The sequence below is a fragment of the Mycoplasmopsis phocirhinis genome (assembly GCF_004216495.1).
Classification (GTDB): Bacteria; Bacillota_I; Bacilli_A; order Mycoplasmatales; family Metamycoplasmataceae; genus Mycoplasmopsis; species Mycoplasmopsis phocirhinis.
The window spans coordinates 609405-630145 of sequence record NZ_CP034841.1 but is presented as its reverse complement, the minus strand read 5'-3'; the positions used below and the strand labels follow the sequence as shown (position 1 = coordinate 630145).

Here is a 20741-nt window from a genome sequence, read left to right as displayed (position 1 = left end):
AATTTTTTTTCCAAGAAAAAAAATTAAAATGCATAATTATGAATTTTATGAGATTTAACTTATAACTTAATTATGTTATTTATTGAATTTGGCTATAAATAATAAGTATAATGTCGCTAAAGAAGATAATTGCAAATTAGTATAAATTATGTTTTCAAATTCGCTTTGATTATATCATTTGTTATATGAAACAGATTCAAAAACAGAACCATCTGTGTTTATTGAACCTTGTTTTAAATCTGTGACATCAACTAAAAAATGATAAACTTTTTCATTCATTTGCGTCGTAGCGATTGTGGTTAATGTAGCAGTGATATTTGATTTTGTAATACTATAGCCAGCTTCTTCTAAAACTTCATTAATACAACACTGAAGTGGGCTTTGTTTTGTTTCAATACTTCCGGTAATAGGGCAAGGATAACATTCATCTCAAAACTTTTTTTCCTTTATTTCCGGAAGCGGTTGATAGTGAATCATTAACTGATAATGGTTATTTACTTTACGGTACAATAGTGCTGCTATCGAATCAATACTTTTGCGCTGGCAATAAGTAAAACCTTTAGCAGATTTATACACACTTATTCAATCATTTTTGAATAATTTTTCATTTTTACTCATAATTTAATTTTACAAATCTTTTTGTAAAAAATGTAATTTAAACTAATGCTAATTCCTTAATTTCTTTATCTAAATTTTTCAACTCAACTAGATTTCTATTGGATATTACAGAATCAATTTTTGTGATGTATTCATCGTATTTTTCACGAAGTTCAGCATTTTGTTCTCTTGAAGCTTTAAATACAGTTTTAAAAGTTGTTAAATTAGTGATTAAAGTTTCTATTTCTAAATTTTGTTGAGCTGTTTTTGTTGTTAATAACAATTTTTCAGTAGCACTGATAATTTCGGCATTTGTGTGATCTTTTTTTGCTAATAAGGTTTTAGTGCTTATGATATCTTGCTCTAAACTTGTTAAGGCTTTTAAATTTTGTTGACTTGAATTATTTTGAGCAGTGGTGAATAACTTTAATTTATTTGCAGTTATTTCACTATTTTTAATAAGTTCGTTTAAGTAATTTTCTTCTTTTGTTTTTTTCGAACTACAACTTGCTGATAAAGCAACAATTGTAACTGGTGCTATACTTAAAAATTTTCATAATTTAATTTTCATATTTACTCCTTGATAACTATATATTATTTTAATTTTATGTATTCTAAAATTGAATCTTTTATATTGTCATTAGCTAAAGCGTAATCAATAGTAGCTTTAACAAAACCTTCAATTGAACCTAAATCATAACGAGTTCCTTCAAATTCAAAAGCGTAAATTTTTTGCTGATATTTATTAATTAAATCGCTAAAAGCATCAACAAGTTGAATTTCATTTTGGCCATCATATTTTATTTGCGATAAAATTTCAAGAATTTGTGGATTAAAAACATAGCGTCCTAGAATTGCTTTATTTGATGGTGCCACATCTAAATTTGGTTTTTCAACTGCTGTTTCAATTTCAAAATACTGGTTATTTTTTTGTTCAGGATGTAAAGGTTTAACAATGCCATACTTGTTTACATGAGTATCTTCTACACTTTGTACACCCAAAATATTAGCTTGAGTTTGTTCATAAAATTGAATTAATTGTTTAATTGCCGGGGTTTGTGATTTTATTAAATCATCACCTAAAATTACTGCGAACGGTTCGTTATTTATTATTTTTTTTGCTTGTGCTAACGCGTGTCCAAGTCCAAGTTGTTGGTGTTGAATAATAAAATTAATTTGGTTTTTTCTGTTAGTTTGTTGAACTAAATTTAATAATTTGTTTTTGTTTTGTCTTTGTAATTCTTGTTCAAGTAATTCATTTTTATCAAAAAAATCCAAAATGTTTTTTTTGCGCTCGCTTATTATTAAAATAATTTGCTCAATACCAGCTTCTAAAGCTTCATCTATTAGTAAATCTAACGCGGGACGATTTAATATTGGTACTAATTCTTTATGAATAATTTTAGTCATTGGTAAAAATCTAGTCCCTCAACCAGCAACCGGGATTATTAATTTTTTAACTTTTGACATCATCGCCTCCTAAATGTATAGCTAATCATAAAGCATATTTTGAAGTTTGAACTACTTTATGTTTGGTGAATGGATTAATTTTAATCAAATTTCCTTGATTAATTTTGTAAAAATTGTTTTGTGCGTTTTGCAAGGTGCCACTGCCTTTTAATAAAATGACAAATTCAATTGTATTATTTATTATTCAATCAGTTTGAGCATTAAAAGAATGAATTACTTCAATTTTTTGTTGATTTTTATTGAAAATTGGTTCAAATAACTCCCTACCTTGATAACTTGAATTTAATTTTTTTATTTCGTTTTGGTCTAAAAATAAATTTTTGATTATTTCAATGTCATTAATCATAATCTTATTTTACTAATAATTAAATATTCTTAATAATTATTAGCTAGTTTTAAACATATCTCTCATTATAAATTAATATATAATTTTAATATGAATTTAAGGCAAAAATTAGTTTTATATATAATTGGTGCATTTTTTTTTACATTAAGCACTATTGTTTCAGTTTTGTTTTTAGTTTTAAAAACAAGTTTAATTTGAACATTTATGTTTACATTAATTTTATGTTTTAGTTTAATATTAATTACAATATTTACCTTATTCAGTATTAAATCTTACGTATCTTTGCAAAGTAAAATTAAACTTTCGCATGCTAAATTTATTGATAACGCACTTAAATTTAACCAACTTGGAACAATTATTTATGATTTCTCCAATACTATTGTCGATAGTTCTTATTTTATTCAAAAGCGCTTTGGTAATCATTTAATCGGCACACCACTTAAATCGTTTTTTGAAAATTTAGGCCTTGATTTTGATAAAAAAAATCGTGTTTATCAATTTGAATATAATGGTAATTTTTATGAAGCTAACATTTTTGATTTAGATAATTATATTTCAATTAAGGATGTTAGCTTATTAAAGCGTACGATGATGATGTACAATGAACAATTGAGTGTTATTGGAGAAATTGAAATTGATAATTATTCTTTATATCAGTCAATATTAAGTGAAGACCAATTATACAAATTAAACCAAAATGTTATAACATTATTAGAACAATTAGCTCAAAATTATAACCTGATATTTCGCCAATATAATTCAAATAGTAAATTTTTAATTATTACAAACCAGGATTCACTTACAAAAATGATTAAGCAGGAGTTTGATTTTTTAAAAAAACTGCATAATCTTTTAAAAAATCAAAATAGTAATGTTGTTGTTTCTTTTTCGGCAGGTTTTAGTTATGGTTCAAATGAGTTAAATGTTAAAACAGATTTAGCAAAAGCAGCTTTATCGCAAGCTCAAACACGGGGAGGTGATCAAGTTATAGTAGTTTCACCACACACACAACCATTATATTTTGGCTCAACAACTGAAATTTTACCAAGTGTTGATCGCACACAAATTCGCGCTTTCACTCAAACAATAGAACAAATTTTTGACAATGAGAATATAGATAAAGTTATTGTCTATGGGCACGCTGTAGCTGATTTAGATGCAATCGGAAGTGCAATTGGAATTGTAGCTTTAGCTAAAGCGTACAACAAAAAAGCATACATTTGTTCATCAACTCAAGACGCAACCACAAAAAAAGTATTGAAACAATATTGAGATGTTATTGGTGAACATATTATAAAACCTCAACAAGCAAACAAAATAAGTGATGAAAACACAGTAGTATTTTTTGTTGATAATGCTCATCCATCAAGAACAGATAACCCCGATGCTATTAAAAATATTAGTTCTAAAAATATATTTATTTTAGACCATCACCGTTTAAAATTATCAATTGATTTTGCTCCTAAACAAAACCGGATTATTAGCACAACATCGTCTTCAGCTAGTGAATTAGTAACCGAAATGTTAATGTTTGCCCAAAAAAAAGTTAAATTAGATTTAATTACAGCTCAAATGTTATTGAACGGTATTTGTTTAGACACTTTACAATTCCAAAAACACGCGACCGCTAAAACATTTGAAGCAGCAAGTTGGCTTGAGGCAAAAGGAGCTAATTCAACTACTGCTGCCAATGCGTTAAAAATAGACGCTCAAACTTATTTAAAAGTTGTAGAATTATTAAATACATTAGAAGAAGTAAAAGAGGGTTTTTTCTTGGCCTATGCTGATGTGGCGATGTCGGACGATATAATTTCAATTGCAGCTGAAGAAATTTTAAGAATAGATGGACGAAGAGCGAGTTTTGTTGTTGCTCGCCAAGAAAAAAGTACAAATTATAAACTCTCGGCACGAGGTATAGACACAAATGTGCAAATTATTTGCGAAAATGTTGGTGGTGGCGGAGGTTTTGCCGCGGCTGCGGCCGTATCAACAGATAATTTAGAAACATTTATTAAAAATATTAAACAAGCAATAGTAGGAGTGAAATAAAATGAAAGTAATTTTAATTAAAGATTCAAAACATGGCAAGGCGAACACAATTATAGAGGTATCAGATGGCTTTGGCGCAAATTTTCTAGTAGCCAAAGGTTTTGCAGTGCCATATAACGAAAAAACTAAATATCAATTAGAAAAACGACTAAGTACTTTAACTGCTAGCGAAATGGAATTACGTTCGCAAGCACTAGAACTAAAAAAACAATTAGAAGCTGATAAATTAATTTATCAATTAGATGCCTTAATAGATGCTCACGGAAATTTAATTGTTCATAAGTCTATTTCAACAAAAGATATCAATAAAGATCTAACTAAAAAAGGCTATAAATTGAACAAATATGCTGTACAAAAAGTGCACATTGTTTCAAATGGTTTACACGAAATAGATATTAATCTTTATAAAGATATTGTTGCAAAATTTAAAGTTGAGGTAAAAATAAATGTCAAATAACAATTTTTCTTCAAATGAAAAACCTTTATCCCATCTCAAAAGTACCAAACACATTAATTTAGCATATGAGTATGCAGTTTTAGGTTTAATTTTATCAAACGAAAATTTAGCTCATAATATAATTCCGTTTATGCAAGAACAAGATTTTGGCGATTTAGCTTGTCGCCAACTTTTTGCCATTATGAGTGGTTTATATGAAGCGGATAAAAATATTAACAATGAAACTATTTTAGCTTCAGCCCAAGCTAAAAATCATCCTCTAGTTAATACACAATTATTGGTTAATATATACTCATCTAACGCTTTGCGTTCTAATATTCAAATGTATCTGGAAGAATTAGAACGTTTAACCCGCCTAAGAACATTAGAGTTCGAAATTGATCAAATTAAAGCAACTTTACAAAATTCTCGTAAATTAATCGATCCCGATGAAATGGTTATTAAAATTCAAGAATTATTGCAAAAATTAGACCGAGCTAAAAGCGGAAATGACTTTCACACCACACAAGAAGTTAGCGATAAATATTTTGAAAAATTACAAAAATTACGTGCCTCAAAAAGTCACGAAATTAGTGGGATAAAAACAGGTTATGTTGATTTTGACCAAATAACACAAGGTTTGCACAGTTCAGAATTAATTGTTTTAGCTGCTCGTCCCGGCATCGGTAAAACCGCTTTTGCCTTGAATATTGCCATTAATGTGGCTAAACAAAAGAAAAAAAACGACCCCACTCGTCAAAATAGAGTTGCATTTTTTTCTTTAGAAATGTCGCCAGAACAACTGATGGGAAGAATTTATTCTATTACCACTAACATTGAGCAAAATCGTCTTAAAAAACCCCAAGATCCTAAATATGGTTTGAGTGACCATGATATTCTCAAAATTACTCACGTTAAGAGAGATTTTATTGATAAAATGCAATTATTTATTGATAATACTTACGATAACGATATTGATACAATTTTATGAAAATGTCGTCGTTTGCACAAAAAAGAAAAATTGGACTTAATAGTTGTGGATTATATGCAATTAATTTCGGGAGGTAAAGGGCATCGTGGCGAAAATCGTCAACTAGAAATTACTCGCATTTCACGTAATTTAAAAACTCTTTCTCTTGAATTAGAAGTTCCTATTATTGTACTTTCACAGCTAAACCGTCAAACTGAAACACGAGAAGATAAAAGGCCAATGCTTGCCGATTTAAGAGAATCCGGTTCAATTGAAAATGATGCCGACATCGTGATGTTTTTATACCGGGAAGATTATTACAATCGCAAAAACAAAAATATAATAAATCAAGAATTTAAAGGCAGTGCCGGAGAGCCAGTAGATTTAATAATCGCTAAACATCGTGCTGGTGAAACTGGAGTGATTAATTTAAGAATGGTATTAAAATTTGGCCGTTTTGAAAATCGTGAATTTGATAAATTCATTAATTTTGATGAGGATGACGAATAATGGATCAAATCACTATCATTTTAGTTCCTTTACTCATTATTTTATTAATTCTTTCATCAATATTTTCAAGTTGCGAAACTGCTTATTCAACCTTAAATCCCGGTAAATTAGAAACAATGATTGATCGCAATGAATTTGGAGCCAAGATAATCAAAAAGCAATACTCTTTTTTCAATCGAATTTTGGCATTAATTTTGATTTGAAATAATATTGCTAATATTGGTCTTTCGTCTGCTCTTTCGTATGTCATGTCCAGATGATTAGTTGGCGATATTAGTCAATATGCCGCTTTAATTTCAACAGTGGTTTTAACTCCAATTGTGGTTATTTTGGGTGAAATTATTCCTAAATTAATTGCAAAATCTTATCCTGAAAAAGTTGCTAAAACATTTTGTTATCCTTTACAAGGTCTTTATTATTTATTTTTTCCTATTATTTGACTAATTAGCAAAATTAGCAAAAATATTTATGTAACCAACACCGAACAAGATGTTAAAAACTTAATTGATGTAGCACACACAGAGGGGATTTTGGAAGCCAATGAAAGTATAATGGCTCAAAACGCGTTGGATTTAGATACCACTAAAGTTCGAAAACATTTTATAAAACTTAAAGATATGTCTTTTATTTCTTATAAAGCATCAATTGAACAAGCACTTGAAATATTCAAAGAAACTAATTATTCTAGATTACCAATTGAAAAAAATGGTGAATTTTTAGGTATAGTTTTACTTAAAGATATATTTTACCGGGGCAAAGGCAAAGTTATTGATTATATTAAAACTATTCCACGAATTAGTGCCAATTCAACTTTAGCAATTGCTCTTGAAACATTACGCTTACAACGTTCTCATATGGCTTTTGTTACTAATAATAACTCTTCGCGTGAAGTTTTAGGTATTTTAACTATTGAAGATATTTTAGAAGAAATCGTTGGCGAAATATACGATGAATATGATGAAGAAGAACTAGATGATTTTTTTGAGATTAGTTTAGAATTATTTAGAGTAAACGGTCGTGTTAAAATGCGTCAATTAATTTCGCGAATGAATTTAGATTTTGACATCGAAGATAACTTATTAAATATGAATGTGCAAAATTTTGTAAAACGACATAATCATGGCAAAATTTCAAAAACAAGCAAAATAGAATTTCAAGGTGTATTTTTTAAAGTAATATCAACACCAAATAAAAAACATAAATATTACCATTTTGAAGTTGAAATTGGTACTCAAGCACCTGTTAGTGTTGAAACTAATACTGAAATTTAATTAAATATAACTTTTAAAATCAATTAAAATTCTTTTTTTGTAAAAAAATAAACTTTTATTATATATTAATTTAATAAAATAATCAAAAATAAATTTGCTTTTTATTTAGAAAGTTTTATACTTATATTGAAATATATAAACTCGTCTCTTCACGAGTAATACAAGCTCTAATATTTACTCGTGTTTTTTGTATATTTCAATCTAATTGCTAATATTAATTGCTCGTTTTATTTAGCAATACCTACATATATTCGTTTACTATTCATTATCGATAATAATTTTTTTAATTTCTTTTTATTTCTTTTATATACATTTTTAATAGTTTCCTCCTATTTTAAATTCATATACAATTTTTTCCTTTTCGTTTTTTATTATCGTTAATAAAACTACAAAGTTTTATGTTTATGAATAATTTAAACAAGTTTTTGTTAAGAACTTGTTTTTTTATTAATGTAAGTATGATAAATGTATTCAATATCAATTGTTTTCAATGTATAATTTTTAAAACAATATTAATATTTATAATTATAAAAGAGGTATAAATGAACACAAAATACGATAAATATATATCGTCATATTTTCATAAAACTGAAAAAATAATTCAAACTTTTAGTCCCCAAAATGTTATTAAATTACAATTTTTTCAAAGAAATGATGATGTAATGGTGGCTGGAATGCAAGAAGTTTTAGACTTATTAAGTCAAAACACAGATACATCTAAATATGTAATTAGATATATTCCCGATGGCCAAATAATTAATAATTTAGATATAGTTTTAGAACTAGAAGGCCATTACGAAGATTTTGGTAAATATGAAGGTATGATAGATGGTATGTTGGCTCGTTCTTCTACAATAGCAACAAATATGTACCGCTGCGTCAAAGCCGCCAACGGTAAAGATATTATTTTTATGGGTGATCGTAATGATCATTGAATGATGCAAGAAATTGATGGTAAGGCCGCTCAAATAGGTGGCGCAGCTTCAATGTCTACTGATGCACAAAATGTTGTGCAAAACGATGATTCAACTTTTGGTTCTATTCCACATTGTTTGATTCAAAATTTTGATGGAAGTACCGAAGAGGCAATGAAAGCATATGCCAAGTTATTTCCTAATGAAAAAATAATATCTTTAGTTGATTATCATAATAATGTTATTAGAGAATCGCTTAATTCTTACCGAGCGATTGGCAAAAGTTTATGAGGAGTGCGTTTAGATACATCTAAAAATATGAAAGACCACATGTTTGATAATGAAGAAGATAATCATGAATTTTACGGTGTTAATATTGAACAAGTAAAAAGATTGCGCCAAGCTTTAGACCAAGAAGGAGCTCAACACGTAAAAATAGTTGTAAGTAGCGGTTTTACTCCACAAAAAATAGCTAAATTTGAGGCTGCTAATACACCAGTTGATGCATATGGTGTTGGTCAAGGTATTTTTAGCCCTACTGTATCTTATTCAGCGGACGCAACTATTTTAAACGGTCATCGTCAAGCCAAGGAGGGAAGAGGATATCGCACAAACCCAAATTTAATTGTTTTTAAGGGCAAAAATTAAAATGTCTTTAACTACTATTACCATTATCGTTTTTTTAAATTTAGCACTGATAGTTTTAGGTTATTTTATTGGCTCACTTAACACTTCAATTATTATGTCAAAAAAACTAAAAAAAGATGATGTACGTAATTATTTTTCTAGAAATGCCGGGGCCACTAATTCTTTAAGAACTTATGGCAAAAAATTTGCTTTAATTGTTTTTGCAATTGATTTTTTAAAAGTAATTATTCCCACAGTAATATTTGCTGCTTTACAAAACCATTTATTTAGCGATTTAAATGATCAATATTGAATAAGCCCGCAATCAATTGGCTTTGGGATAATAATAGGCCATTGCTTTCCTATCTTTTTTGGTTTTAAAGGCGGTAAAGGTGTTGCGTGTTCATCGGCATTTATTTTAACCATCAATCCAGTTTTATGATTGATAGCCTTTGTTGTATTTTTTGCAATTATATTGATTTTTAAAAAAGTATCTTTAGCTTCAATTTTAACTTCGACTATAATTGTTCCTTTAATTTTTATCCCTTGATTTATTCAAGGTATCAGTGGATATTGATTAAATTTTATTAATTTTTCAAACAGTATTGCACTAACAAATTTACAGCCGTATTGATATGTTTCACCAATATATTTTTTAATGGTTGCAATTTTAGTTATTTCTTTACACCATAGTAATATCAAACGACTATTAAACGGTAGTGAGCCTAAACTGGGTATTAAAACGAGTTAACTCGTTTTTATTTATTTTATGCTTAATTCAATTGAAGTTTTAAGATTTTATATTAAAATTAAAATATAAATTGATATATATAGATTTAGGAGAAAAAATGATTAATGTAAATACTTTTAAAGGTGGCATAACTTTTGAAGATGAAGGCGAAATTTTTGTCGTAATTGAAGCTCAACACTCAAAACAAGGACGTGGGCAAGCGAATGTAAAAGCAAAAGTTAAAAATTTAAGAACTGGGGCGATTACAGTTAAATCATACACTGGTGGTACTATGATTAAAAAAGCTCACATTGAAAAACGACCAATGAATTATTTGTATAATGACGGAGCTAACATTATTTTAATGGATAATGAAACATACGAACAAGTTGAAATACCCCTTAGTCATGTTGAGTGAGAATTGAACTTTTTAAAAGAAGGTTCAAGTGTTAAAATTAGAAAATTTCAAGAAGAAATTTTAGATATTGAACTAGATTCTTCAGTTACACTTGAAGTTATTGAAGCACCTGATGCCGTCAAAGGTAATACAACAACTAATCCACAAAAAAAAGTTAAAGTAGAAACCGGCTACGAATTAGACACTCCAATGTTTATTAAAGAAGGCGAATTTATTGTTATTTCTACTGAAACTGGCAAATACACAGGTAGAGGAAATAAATAATGAATTTAATTACTGTTTCGTGTGGGTTTAATCAATCGTATTCAGTCACTGAAGATACATTACAGCAGTTAATTCAACAATGTGCCAATGATACAAGTTTTTTAAAATTGGACGGCATTGCGAAAATTTTTTTCAATAAAGATTACTCAAATGCATCTTTTATTATTGATGTTAAAATTAAAAAAAATAAAAATTTAGGCGAAATTATAGAACAATTCACTAAAGAATTTGAAACTCGTTTTGAGAGTTTAATCGATATCAAACCACATGATGTAAGAGTGTGTTTTACTGGTAATTATTAATTTTGTCCAGCCACACTTGTGGTTGGTTTTATTAATAAAAGGAGGCAAATGAGCAAAATAAACAAAAAAGTAATTTTAGGTATGTCGGGTGGAGTTGATTCCTCAGTTGCAGCAGCATTATTATTGCGTCAAGGTTATGATGTTGAGGGTTTATTTATGCGTAATTGAGACTCATTTGTCAATAATGATATTTTAGGTAATAAACAAATTTTAAATGATGTATGCCCTCAAGAACAAGATTATCAAGACGCATTAGCAGTAGCTAATAAATTAGGCATAAAATTACATAGAGTTGATTTTATTAAAGAATATTGAGATAACGTTTTTGAAAATTTTATTTCAGAATACCAAAAAGGACGCACACCTAATCCCGATATTTTATGTAATAAATATATTAAATTTTCAGCCTTTGCCAATCATGCGTTTAACAACCTAAAAGCCGATTATATTGCGATGGGTCATTATGCCGATGTCAAACATGGTCACTTATACCGGGCCAAAGATTTAGAAAAAGACCAAAGTTATTTTCTTGCTCAACTTTCACACCAACAATTACAAAAAGTATTAATGCCTTTAGCTAAATATAAAAAAGATGAAATTAGAAAAATAGCTCATGAATTGAATTTAATTACCGCTTCTAAAAAAGATTCAACAGGAATATGTTTTATCGGTGAGCGTAATTTTACTCAATTTTTACAAAATTATATTCCTAGCCAACCAGGTAAAATTATTTCTATTATTGATAAAAAAGAATTAGGCACTCACGAAGGTTGTTATTACTACACATTAGGGCAGCGTAAAGGTTTAAATTTAGGTGGAATGAATGAGCCACACTATGTTTGTGGTCATGATGTAAAGCAAAATATAGTTTATGTGGCCCCTGCTTCTAATATGAGTTATTTAGAATCAGATATGCTTGAAGCCAGTGGGCTAACACTTAATAATGAAGAATTCAATTTTGAAAATTTAAGTGCTAAATTTCGCTATCGCCAACAAGATATTCCTGTAAATATTGAATTATTAACAAATAATAATATTCGTGTTAAATATCCAAGTAAGGCTTTAGCAGTAACACCGGGCCAACAAGTTGTTCTTTATGATGGCGATAAATGTTTAGGTGGAGCCACCATTGAAAAAATTTTTTTAAATAACATTCAAAAAACATACGTATAGGAGAAAAAATGAATTCAAAACAAATAAGGCAAAAATGATTAGATTTTTTTGCGTCAAAAGATCATTTAATTGTAGAAAGCAAAAGTTTAATTCCAGTTAATGATCCTTCACTATTATGAATTAATTCTGGAGTAGCAACTTTAAAAGATTATTTTAGTGGCAAAAAAATACCACCAAAAAATCGTTTAACTAACTCGCAGAAAGCTATTCGTACCAATGATATTGAAAACGTTGGTATTACTTCACGGCACCACACATTTTTTGAAATGTTGGGTAATTTTAGTATTGGAGATTATTTCAAAAAAGAAGCAGTAGAATTTGCCTATGAATTTTTAATTAATGAACTTAAATTACCATTAGAAAAATTATATTTTACTTACTATAATGAAGACGAAGAAACAAAAGCAAATTGATTAAATATTGGTATTGATCCAAACCACATAATTAGTGGTGGTAGAGATACTAATTTTTGAGATGTTGGTTCTGGTCCATGTGGTCCATGTACTGAAATATTTTTTGACCGTGGTGAAAAATATGATACTCGTGGGATTGAATTGTTGCAAAATGATATTGAAAATGATCGCTATATTGAAATTTGAAACATTGTTTTTAGTCAATTCAACAATGAAGGTGACAATAAATATACTGAATTAGCACAAAAAAATATTGATACTGGTGCTGGTTTTGAAAGAATTGTTTCAATTTTACAAGATGCTCCAACAAATTATGACACTGATTTATTTTTAGATATTATCCACGAAATTGAAAAATATACTCCTTTAACTTACGATATAAATAATTATTTTACTAAAGAAATAAACCAAAGAGAAATAAACACCAATTTTAAAATTATTGCCGATCATATAAGAACAGTAGTTAATGCACTAGCAGATGGCGAAAGTGTATCTAATGTTGGGCGAGGTTATATAATTCGTCGTTTGATTAGACGTTCAATATATAAAGGAATGCAATTAGGAATTAAAGATTTATTTTTACACAAATTAGTAAAAACTGTTCACGATTCACTTCCATTTGAATATGATATAAAACCAGTAGCACAAGCAATTAAAGAAGAAGAAGAATTATTCGCTAGCACCATTGAAAATGGTAAATTACTACTGGAATCTTATATTGAAAAAGACAAAAAAGTTTTTGACGGTAATGTTGCATTTAACCTATTAGAAACATATGGTTTTCCAATTGAATTAACTGTTGAAATCCTTCAAAAACAAGGCATCACAGTTGATATGAAAACTTTTGAATTAGCAAGACAAAAACACACTGAAGCAAGTAGAGGTAATAAACAAAACGGAATGCAAAAAGCAATTAATTCTTTAGCTTTAATTGAGGATAAAATTTCGCAATTTATTGGCTATACACATACACACTCTAGTGCTAATGTTGTCGAATTATTTGACAGTGAAAAAAGAATAAAAAATAGTGAAAAACATTCATATGTTATCTTAGATAAGACTCCATTTTATGCTACATCTGGTGGTCAAAAACACGATGAAGGCTATATGTTGCAAAACAATAATAAAATAAAAATTATTGACGTATTTAAAGATAAATTTGGCAACCACATTCATTATGTTGAAGGTAAAATTAACAACCAAGATCCACTTCAATGTTTTGTTGATGAATATGTAAGATTGAACTGTGCTCGCAATCATTCTGCTACACACTTGATGTTTTCAATTATGCGTAATGTACTTGGATCTCAAATTAAACAATTGGGTTCAGATATTACTGAGCAAAGATTTACTTTTGACTTTCCAGGCGATTCGAAACCAACCCCACAACAAGTTAAAGAAATTGAAAACAAAATGCGTGATATTATTAAGCGTGATATTAAGCGCGAATATATTATTTCTACAATCGAGCAAGCTAAAACACTACACGCTGTCATGACGATTGAAGAAGATCAATATATGGACCCAAAAGCTGTACGTGTAGTTAAATGAGCAGATATCACTAGTGATTTATGTGGTGGTACTCACCTTGCCAATAGTGCACTTATGGAAAATTTTAAAATTACCAACGTCGATAAAAAACAAGCAGGTGTGTATCGTTTTCGTGTAGTTACATCAAATAAATTAGTCAATGAATGATTACATGAGCAAATTAGTTTAGCTAATGAAGAATTGAATAATATTATTTCTAAAATTAAACTTTTAGATGTAAATTATCAAGCTCAAAACCTAAATTTAAGTGATAATTTGGAACAAAATCTAGAACAAATTCACGCACATATTGAGCATGCACGCGAAGATTTTAGAAAAATTAACAAACTAAAATCAAATATTGAATTTGATTTTGAAAAAATTAACATTCTAAATGTAGCTGATAAAAAAATCTATTTGAATTTAGATGTTGATGCTGCCCAAATAAAAGTAATTGCCTCGACACTGCGTGAAAAATATCATGATACTTATATTATTTTAGGTTCACCAAATAAAAATCAAATTTTATTGGCTGTTGCGACAAAATTAGTTGATTCAAATAAACTGTTTAATTTAATTGCAGCTAAAACTAATGGCCGAGGAGGTGGTTCGGCGATTTTGGCAATGGGTAAAGTTGATAATTCAGCCCAATTAGTTGATAATATTATTGAGGTTATTAATGCGTAAATTAGCCTTTGATTTAGGAACTAAAACGTGTGGTTTTGCTATTACTGATTCACTTGAAATTGCTCCTAATGCTTTAGAAACAATTTATTTTGAACTTGAAGATTTTGATTTTGTTTTTAATAAAGTTGCCCAATACTTAAATATTTATAGTGATATCAATGGTTTTGTTGTTGGTTATCCTTTGCGTAGTAATGGCGATAAAAGTGAGCGCACAATTATGTGTGAGAATTTTGCGACAAAATTAAAAAATAAATTTAATCTTGATACTTTTTTAGTTAATGAATATGGCAGTACAATCAAAGCTCAAAACACACTTAAAAGTGCCAAATTAAGCTCTAAAAAACGCAAAAATTTTAAAGATACACTTGCCGCTGTTATTATTTTGCAAGATTATTTAGAATATGGTGGGCATAAAATCTAATGTTATCGGCCAAAATTAATATTCCAGATTGATTGCGTTGAACATTATTTGCCTCGATATTTGTTGTCGCTTTTATTGGCGTTGGCGCTCATTTTTGGTCGCGTATAAAAGTGCGTAAAATTAAACAAAAATACCAAAGTGAAGAGGATAAAAAAAACCAACAAAAACTACAACAATTGCGAGGCGAAGATTTAGGTACTTTACCCTACGATTTAAAAAAATTTTTCGCTAGTAAAAGCGATGATTACGATGTTGAAAATTTAATAAATACCGTTTTTTTAAATAATTCTCAAGAAGTTTTATTCGTTTCGGCATATTTAGAATTTGAATTGGCAACGATATTAATTAAAACTAACGCAAACGTATCGATTATTAAGCAAAATTTAGACATAAATTTATGAAATAATGCCGTGCTTAATTTTCCTCAATATTTTAGTAAAAAAATTAATATTAAAACTTACAATGAATTCAAACAACATAAATTTAATTTAATATTTGCGTCGAATTTAAGCCAATCTAATCTAGATTTATTTGAACAATTTTATTCAATGTTGCAAGATAATGCGATGTTAATTATTCGGCAAGATAAACAAAAAAATAGTGATCTTAAAAATCTAGTTTCTACTTTAAAATTATCTGGTATCACCTACGAAGTTTCCTCGATTAAATCACAATTTATTTACATTGTTAAACGACAAAATAATTAGCAAATACACTTAAAATGATAAAATAAAAAATAAGCAAAATTAGGAGAATATAAATGTCAAACAAAAAAGAAGAAAAAATTTTTCTAGCACAAGAAACTTTAGATAAATATAAAAATGAATATTTTGAACTAGTTAATACTAAAAGATTGGAAGTGCAACAAGCACTTAAAGAAGCTCGAGCTCAAGGTGATCTTTCCGAAAATGCTGAATATGATGCTGCCAGAGAATTACAAGGTATTGTTGAAGGTAGAATTCGTGAATTAGAAGCTATTATTGAACGAGCTGAGGTGATTACAAATTCCGAAATTAAAGGTGCGACAAAAATTGGTATAGGTGCAACTGTAACTTACGAAAAAGAAGATACTAAAGAATTGCGCGAAGTGACAATTATGGGTATTCATGATAGCGATCCGCTTAATGGCAAAATTTCTAACGAATCGGCATTAGCGCTAGCTCTAGCAGATGGCAAAATTGGTCAAATAGTTGAAGTTGATGCGACAATAAAATATAACATCAAAATCATAAATGTCGAATATAAGTAATTTAAGATTACTTATTTTTCTTATTTTTTGGGAAAGGTTTAACAATGTTAATAGGAATTAGTGGAATGATTGGGAGTGGTAAAAGTGTATTAAGTAAAAAATTAATGCAATATTATCCTAGTTCAATGATGTTACAAGAATTTGAAGAGAATGATGAAGTTTTTAATCAGTTTCTTGAATGATTATACAAAAAAACACCAAATTTAACGATTGGCTTTCAATCATTTGTGGTTGAAAACCATACTTCAAAATTGGCAGATTTATTTATTAAATTTAACGAGTTAGGAAAAAAACATAATAACGATCATATTTTTTTAGATCGTTTCAGTATTGAACATTATATCTTTGCGAGTGTTAATTTAGCTAATAAAAGTTCAAAGTATATGAAAGCATATGACGCTTTATTTTCAAATTTAATTACCGAAGATGAAACCCCTGATTTAGCAATTTATTTGGATGTTAGTTTTGAAACTTTTAAAAAACGCTTATTTGATCGGGGTCGTGAAGTTGAAATAAAAAATTATGCTATTAATGAGCAATATTTTAAACAGTTACATTGTGTTTATAAACAAATTTTCATTGAACAGGCAAACAAATACGCAATGAATTATATAATTCTTGATACTAATAATATGAGTGAAGATGAAGTTTTTAAGCAAGCAATCAAAATTATTGATAATTTTGAATTTAATAAAATGAAACGGTTTTATCAATAATGGTTATTGGTATTAGTGGAATGATTGCTTGTGGTAAAAGCACACTCGCCAAAGCACTAACTCAACATTATACCGGTTCAATATTGCTGGAAGAATTTGCACAAGATGATGAAGTTTTCAACACTTTTTTAAACTGATTTTATCAACAAAAACCAAATATTAATATTGGTTTTCAATCTTATATTATTGAATCTTTATCAGTTAATTTTTCTCAAACTATTGAAAAATTTAAAAAAAGTCAATTAGATTGAAATAAAAATCATATTTTTTTAGACAGATTTAATCTTGAGCATTACATTTTTGCTGTTTTAAATTTAAAACATAAACCAAAAAAATATTTGATTGCTTTTGATGCGATGTTTCAACAACTTATTGATAAAAATGAAAATCCTGATTTAGCGATTTTTATTGATATAGATTTTGAAACATTTAAACACCGTATAATGCAACGTGGGCGCAAAAGTGAAATTGATAATTATAAAATTAATGAGCAATATTTTAAAGAATTACATGCTTTATATAAAGATTTATTTGTGCATTTAATGCACTCATTTCGTGTTGATTATGTTGTAATAAACGCCAATGATAAAAATCAATACCAAATTCTAGGTGAAGCAATTGAAATTATTGATAATTTTAAATTTAAAAAAAATAAAGATACTGTGGGGTAAAATATGGATAAAAGATTTATAAAAATACTTTATACTCGTGAAGAAATTGAGGATAAGATTAAGCAAATGGCAAAATGAGTTAATCAAACTTATGCTAATTCAACTAATTTATTGTTAGTTGGTTTATTAAAAGGAGCAGTTCCTTTTATGGCTCAATTAATTAAAGACATTAGTGTTGAAAACGAAATGGCATTTATGATTGCTTCAAGTTACGACGGTGGCACTTCATCAACAGGTAATGTTAAAATTATTATGGATATTGAAACTGATATTGAAGGTCGAGATGTTTTAGTGGTCGAAGATATTATTGATTCAGGTATTACTTTACATAAAATCAGCACAATGTTAAAAAATAGAAACCCTAAATCTTATCGCATAATTACCTTGCTAGATAAACCTGATAATCGCAAAGTAGATCTTAAACCTGATAAGGCTGCTTTTAGTGTTCCCGATGCATTTTTAGTTGGATATGGTTTAGATTATAAGGAAAAATTTCGTGGCATACCTTTTATTGGAATTTTTGATCCAAGTAAAAAATAAAATTGAATGAAAAAAACAATAAAAATTTCTTTAAATTTAACTAAAACTCTATCGTAGATACTTCTTTATTTACAGGTATAAAAATATCTACTAAAATTCCCTAATTTAAACTATAAATATTAAATAATTTCGTAAAAAACTCTACTAAACTATAGTATGTTAATTTTGTTTAACATTCCAAGAGGAATATAACGCCGATATTAGTTTTTGAGAAAAACATCTTTATTTAATATAATTATTTTGTAAAACTAAATGATTTTAAGGGGTGGAATGAGTAAATTTTATACAATATTTTCAAATTTAGGAAATATTATCACACCTGTAACTTCGCTTAGTAGTTATAACCAAACATATTTAGTCCAAGATAAGAAAATAGATCAAAATTTACATACTATTTTTTATGAATTGGGTGAAAATAGAAAAATAAATATACAAAACTCGCTAAAAGAAATTAAACAGGTTAAAAAAATTGTTCAAAATCAAAAAAAAGACTTAGAAGAGGTTATAACAATACTTTCTAAAAACGAAAAATTTGAAAAAAAATTTGAAAAAATACCTGAAAATCAAAGAAAGAGAATAATTTTCAGTTATTTTAAAAATATAGCAAAAGAACATAAAATAGATTTCAACGAAGAAGAAGCATTAAATAAAATAACAATAAAAATTCAAAAAGATTATTTTAAGAAAATGAATTCAGAAATTTATAAATTAAAAATAAAAGAAAATATACAAAGAAGAAATTTAAAAAAAGCAAAAGTTGAAGAAAAATTTATTACAGATGAAAAAAAAGTTGGTCAATAAACATAACCTCAGAAGAATCTTCTAAATGAATAACAAAAAATATTTTTGAATTACAAAAAGAAGTTAATGAATATAAAAATAATAATTTAAAAAAAGCTGAAATTGCAGCTGTTTTCGTAACAGCTGAAAGATTATTGAAAATAGGTCTAATTGGTTCTTCTACGGTTGCAGCATTTAGTTGATTGGGAGCATTATTTTTTCCAAAGGAATTGATTTCTTTTTCAATTACTTCCACAACTGTTGCTATCGGATTTGGTGCTGCTTTAACTGGAATTAGATTTATTAAAGATGTTGTTTATTCTTTTAACAATATGGAGAATGATACGACTTGAACAGAATTTTTAGAAGATGCAAAAGATTTAACATTAAATATAATTATGTCTTCTAAAGTTATAAATTTTTTAAAAAAGAAATTACCTTTATTTTCCAAAACAAAAATAACGGAAACAATAGATATTTTATCAAACAGTGAAACTATTAGGGCATTCTTAGAAGAAGAAACTCTAAATGAAATATATAAAAATATTCTAAAAATTTGAGATGTTAATAAAATGTTGCATAAAATAAATAATCATTATCAACATATCCTAGGTAAATTATCCACAATGAAAGAACAATTTAATTGAGCAGTAATTAATGAAACTGAACAATACGGTAAATACACTGAACAAGGTTTTGGAGGGAAAAACTTAATTTTTAAAAATATGCAAACGGGCGAAATAAAACCATTAGAATATTTTTTGAATTTTGATAACACCAAATTAAGATTATGAAATTTAATCAAAATTAAAGATAAAAGTAAAGGTTGATATATAAGAACATTACCGAATAACATTAAAAGAGATAATTTAGGATAGAAAATGTTTAAAACGCATATTATTTTATATATACTAATGTTTATAGCATATATTGCCATACCAGCTATAGTTATGTTGTTTAATTGAATGATTCTTTATACAATGCGAAAACATATTTACTTAAAATCATGAAAAAATAGAATGATATTTTACCTATCATTTTCAACAATTACATTTGCCTGGATGCTTTTATTAATAATAATAAGTTCAACATATACAATACAAAAGTTCAGTATTAATCCCAATTTAATTTGGAAAGCTCAAATTTTCAAATATCTGGAAAAATTTGATTCTTTCTTAGATTTGGTAAACATATTTACTTTTGTGGGGTTTTCAATAATTATTCCTTTATTTATTTTTAATATCAAGTATTGAGTGAAATTAAAAAATAAAAGATTATTATATTTTACATATGAAGAAATAATTAATTTTAATACTGAAAAATTTAATATAGATTTTCTTAAAATGAATATAAAAAATAATTCAAAGAAAATAACTTGAACACCAGAAGAGTTATTAGAAAAATTGAAAACGAGACCTAAAATATTACCAAGAAAACTGTTAATAATGAATATAGTGTTTAATTGTATTTTGAATTCAGTTTTGTATACCGATGAACATTTTGAATCAGATGAAATTCAATTTATATTTATGATGAAAAATTTTATTGATAAAGTTAAAATTGACTTTGATTTTTCTGATGATGAAATTAAAACTGCATACTATAAATTTATGAAAAATGATAATAAGATAAAAACAACGAATTAACTTGATTAAAT

General features: G+C 27.6%; 23 protein-coding genes. 19 read left to right on the top strand and 4 right to left on the bottom strand.

Annotation, left to right across the window (positions count from 1 at the left end):
- Positions 1 to 75 precede the first annotated feature (75 nt).
- The 4 genes from EG856_RS02480 to EG856_RS02465 are packed head-to-tail and all read right to left on the bottom strand — an operon-like array spanning position 76 to position 2413.
- Positions 76 to 618, bottom strand: a complete 543-nt coding sequence (locus EG856_RS02480; protein ID WP_130429549.1) for an NUDIX domain-containing protein — start codon at positions 616 to 618, stop codon at positions 76 to 78.
- Between the two features lie 37 nt (positions 619 to 655).
- On the bottom strand, positions 656 to 1168 hold the full coding sequence (locus tag EG856_RS02475) for a hypothetical protein (RefSeq protein WP_130429548.1): 513 nt from the start codon (positions 1166 to 1168) through the stop codon (positions 656 to 658).
- 23 nt (positions 1169 to 1191) lie between these two features.
- Positions 1192 to 2070: a UTP--glucose-1-phosphate uridylyltransferase gene (locus EG856_RS02470; protein ID WP_130429547.1), complete on the bottom strand. Its 879-nt coding sequence runs from the start codon at positions 2068 to 2070 to the stop codon at positions 1192 to 1194.
- Positions 2054 to 2413 carry a cupin domain-containing protein gene (locus tag EG856_RS02465; RefSeq protein WP_130429546.1) on the bottom strand — a complete coding sequence of 120 codons (360 nt, stop codon included), beginning with the start codon at positions 2411 to 2413 and terminating at the stop codon, positions 2054 to 2056. Before EG856_RS02465 ends, EG856_RS02470 begins: the two co-directional genes overlap by 17 nt.
- A gap of 90 nt (positions 2414 to 2503) precedes the next feature.
- On the opposite strand from EG856_RS02465, the gene EG856_RS02460 reads away from it, so the two are divergent.
- From EG856_RS02460 to EG856_RS02370, 19 genes are all read left to right on the top strand, one after another.
- A complete protein-coding gene (locus tag EG856_RS02460) occupies positions 2504 to 4462 on the top strand; it encodes a GGDEF domain-containing protein (RefSeq protein ID WP_130429545.1) in 1959 nt (652 codons plus the stop codon).
- A gap of 1 nt (position 4463) precedes the next feature.
- Positions 4464 to 4919 carry a 50S ribosomal protein L9 gene (rplI, locus tag EG856_RS02455; protein ID WP_130429544.1) on the top strand — a complete coding sequence of 152 codons (456 nt, stop codon included), beginning with the start codon at positions 4464 to 4466 and terminating at the stop codon, positions 4917 to 4919.
- Positions 4909 to 6378, top strand: coding sequence for a replicative DNA helicase (locus EG856_RS02450; RefSeq protein WP_130429543.1), 1470 nt, complete (start codon positions 4909 to 4911; stop codon positions 6376 to 6378). Before rplI ends, EG856_RS02450 begins: the two co-directional genes overlap by 11 nt.
- Complete coding sequence (locus EG856_RS02445; protein ID WP_130429542.1) at positions 6378 to 7649, top strand: CNNM domain-containing protein; 1272 nt, start codon at positions 6378 to 6380, stop codon at positions 7647 to 7649. Before EG856_RS02450 ends, EG856_RS02445 begins: the two co-directional genes overlap by 1 nt.
- A gap of 542 nt (positions 7650 to 8191) precedes the next feature.
- Entirely contained in the window at positions 8192 to 9211 is a 1020-nt protein-coding gene (locus EG856_RS02440) for a nicotinate phosphoribosyltransferase (RefSeq protein WP_130429541.1), read from the top strand.
- 1 nt (position 9212) lies between these two features.
- Complete coding sequence (plsY, locus tag EG856_RS02435; RefSeq protein ID WP_130429540.1) at positions 9213 to 9941, top strand: glycerol-3-phosphate 1-O-acyltransferase PlsY; 729 nt, start codon at positions 9213 to 9215, stop codon at positions 9939 to 9941.
- Positions 9942 to 10038: 97 nt separating this feature from the next.
- Positions 10039 to 10602, top strand: a complete 564-nt coding sequence (gene efp / locus EG856_RS02430; RefSeq protein WP_130429539.1) for an elongation factor P — start codon at positions 10039 to 10041, stop codon at positions 10600 to 10602.
- The gene (locus EG856_RS02425) at positions 10602 to 10904 is read left to right on the top strand and encodes an MMB_0454 family protein (protein WP_130429538.1); all 303 of its coding nucleotides are present in this window, start codon (positions 10602 to 10604) and stop codon (positions 10902 to 10904) included. Before efp ends, EG856_RS02425 begins: the two co-directional genes overlap by 1 nt.
- 30 nt (positions 10905 to 10934) lie before the next feature.
- Positions 10935 to 12077, top strand: coding sequence for a tRNA 2-thiouridine(34) synthase MnmA (gene mnmA, locus EG856_RS02420; RefSeq protein WP_268810689.1), 1143 nt, complete (start codon positions 10935 to 10937; stop codon positions 12075 to 12077).
- 8 nt (positions 12078 to 12085) lie between these two features.
- A complete protein-coding gene (alaS, locus tag EG856_RS02415) occupies positions 12086 to 14707 on the top strand; it encodes an alanine--tRNA ligase (protein ID WP_130429536.1) in 2622 nt (873 codons plus the stop codon).
- A complete protein-coding gene (gene ruvX, locus EG856_RS02410) occupies positions 14700 to 15128 on the top strand; it encodes a Holliday junction resolvase RuvX (protein ID WP_130429535.1) in 429 nt (142 codons plus the stop codon). Before alaS ends, ruvX begins: the two co-directional genes overlap by 8 nt.
- Positions 15128 to 15835, top strand: coding sequence for a BC85_0335 family putative methyltransferase (locus EG856_RS02405; RefSeq protein WP_130429534.1), 708 nt, complete (start codon positions 15128 to 15130; stop codon positions 15833 to 15835). The genes ruvX and EG856_RS02405 overlap by 1 nt, the downstream gene beginning before the upstream one ends.
- A gap of 53 nt (positions 15836 to 15888) precedes the next feature.
- Positions 15889 to 16377, top strand: coding sequence for a transcription elongation factor GreA (greA, locus tag EG856_RS02400; RefSeq protein WP_130429533.1), 489 nt, complete (start codon positions 15889 to 15891; stop codon positions 16375 to 16377).
- A gap of 44 nt (positions 16378 to 16421) precedes the next feature.
- A complete protein-coding gene (locus EG856_RS02395) occupies positions 16422 to 17093 on the top strand; it encodes a deoxynucleoside kinase (RefSeq protein ID WP_130429532.1) in 672 nt (223 codons plus the stop codon).
- Positions 17093 to 17764: a deoxynucleoside kinase gene (locus tag EG856_RS02390; RefSeq protein WP_130429531.1), complete on the top strand. Its 672-nt coding sequence runs from the start codon at positions 17093 to 17095 to the stop codon at positions 17762 to 17764. Before EG856_RS02395 ends, EG856_RS02390 begins: the two co-directional genes overlap by 1 nt.
- A gap of 3 nt (positions 17765 to 17767) precedes the next feature.
- Positions 17768 to 18304: a hypoxanthine phosphoribosyltransferase gene (gene hpt / locus EG856_RS02385; protein ID WP_130429530.1), complete on the top strand. Its 537-nt coding sequence runs from the start codon at positions 17768 to 17770 to the stop codon at positions 18302 to 18304.
- 270 nt (positions 18305 to 18574) lie between these two features.
- Positions 18575 to 19105, top strand: a complete 531-nt coding sequence (locus EG856_RS02380) for a hypothetical protein (RefSeq protein ID WP_130429529.1) — start codon at positions 18575 to 18577, stop codon at positions 19103 to 19105.
- A 134-nt stretch (positions 19106 to 19239) separates the two neighbouring features.
- Positions 19240 to 19962, top strand: a complete 723-nt coding sequence (locus EG856_RS02375) for a hypothetical protein (RefSeq protein ID WP_130429528.1) — start codon at positions 19240 to 19242, stop codon at positions 19960 to 19962.
- Positions 19963 to 20337: 375 nt separating this feature from the next.
- On the top strand, positions 20338 to 20730 hold the full coding sequence (locus EG856_RS02370; protein ID WP_130429527.1) for a hypothetical protein: 393 nt from the start codon (positions 20338 to 20340) through the stop codon (positions 20728 to 20730).
- The last annotated feature ends 11 nt before the right edge of the window (positions 20731 to 20741 follow it).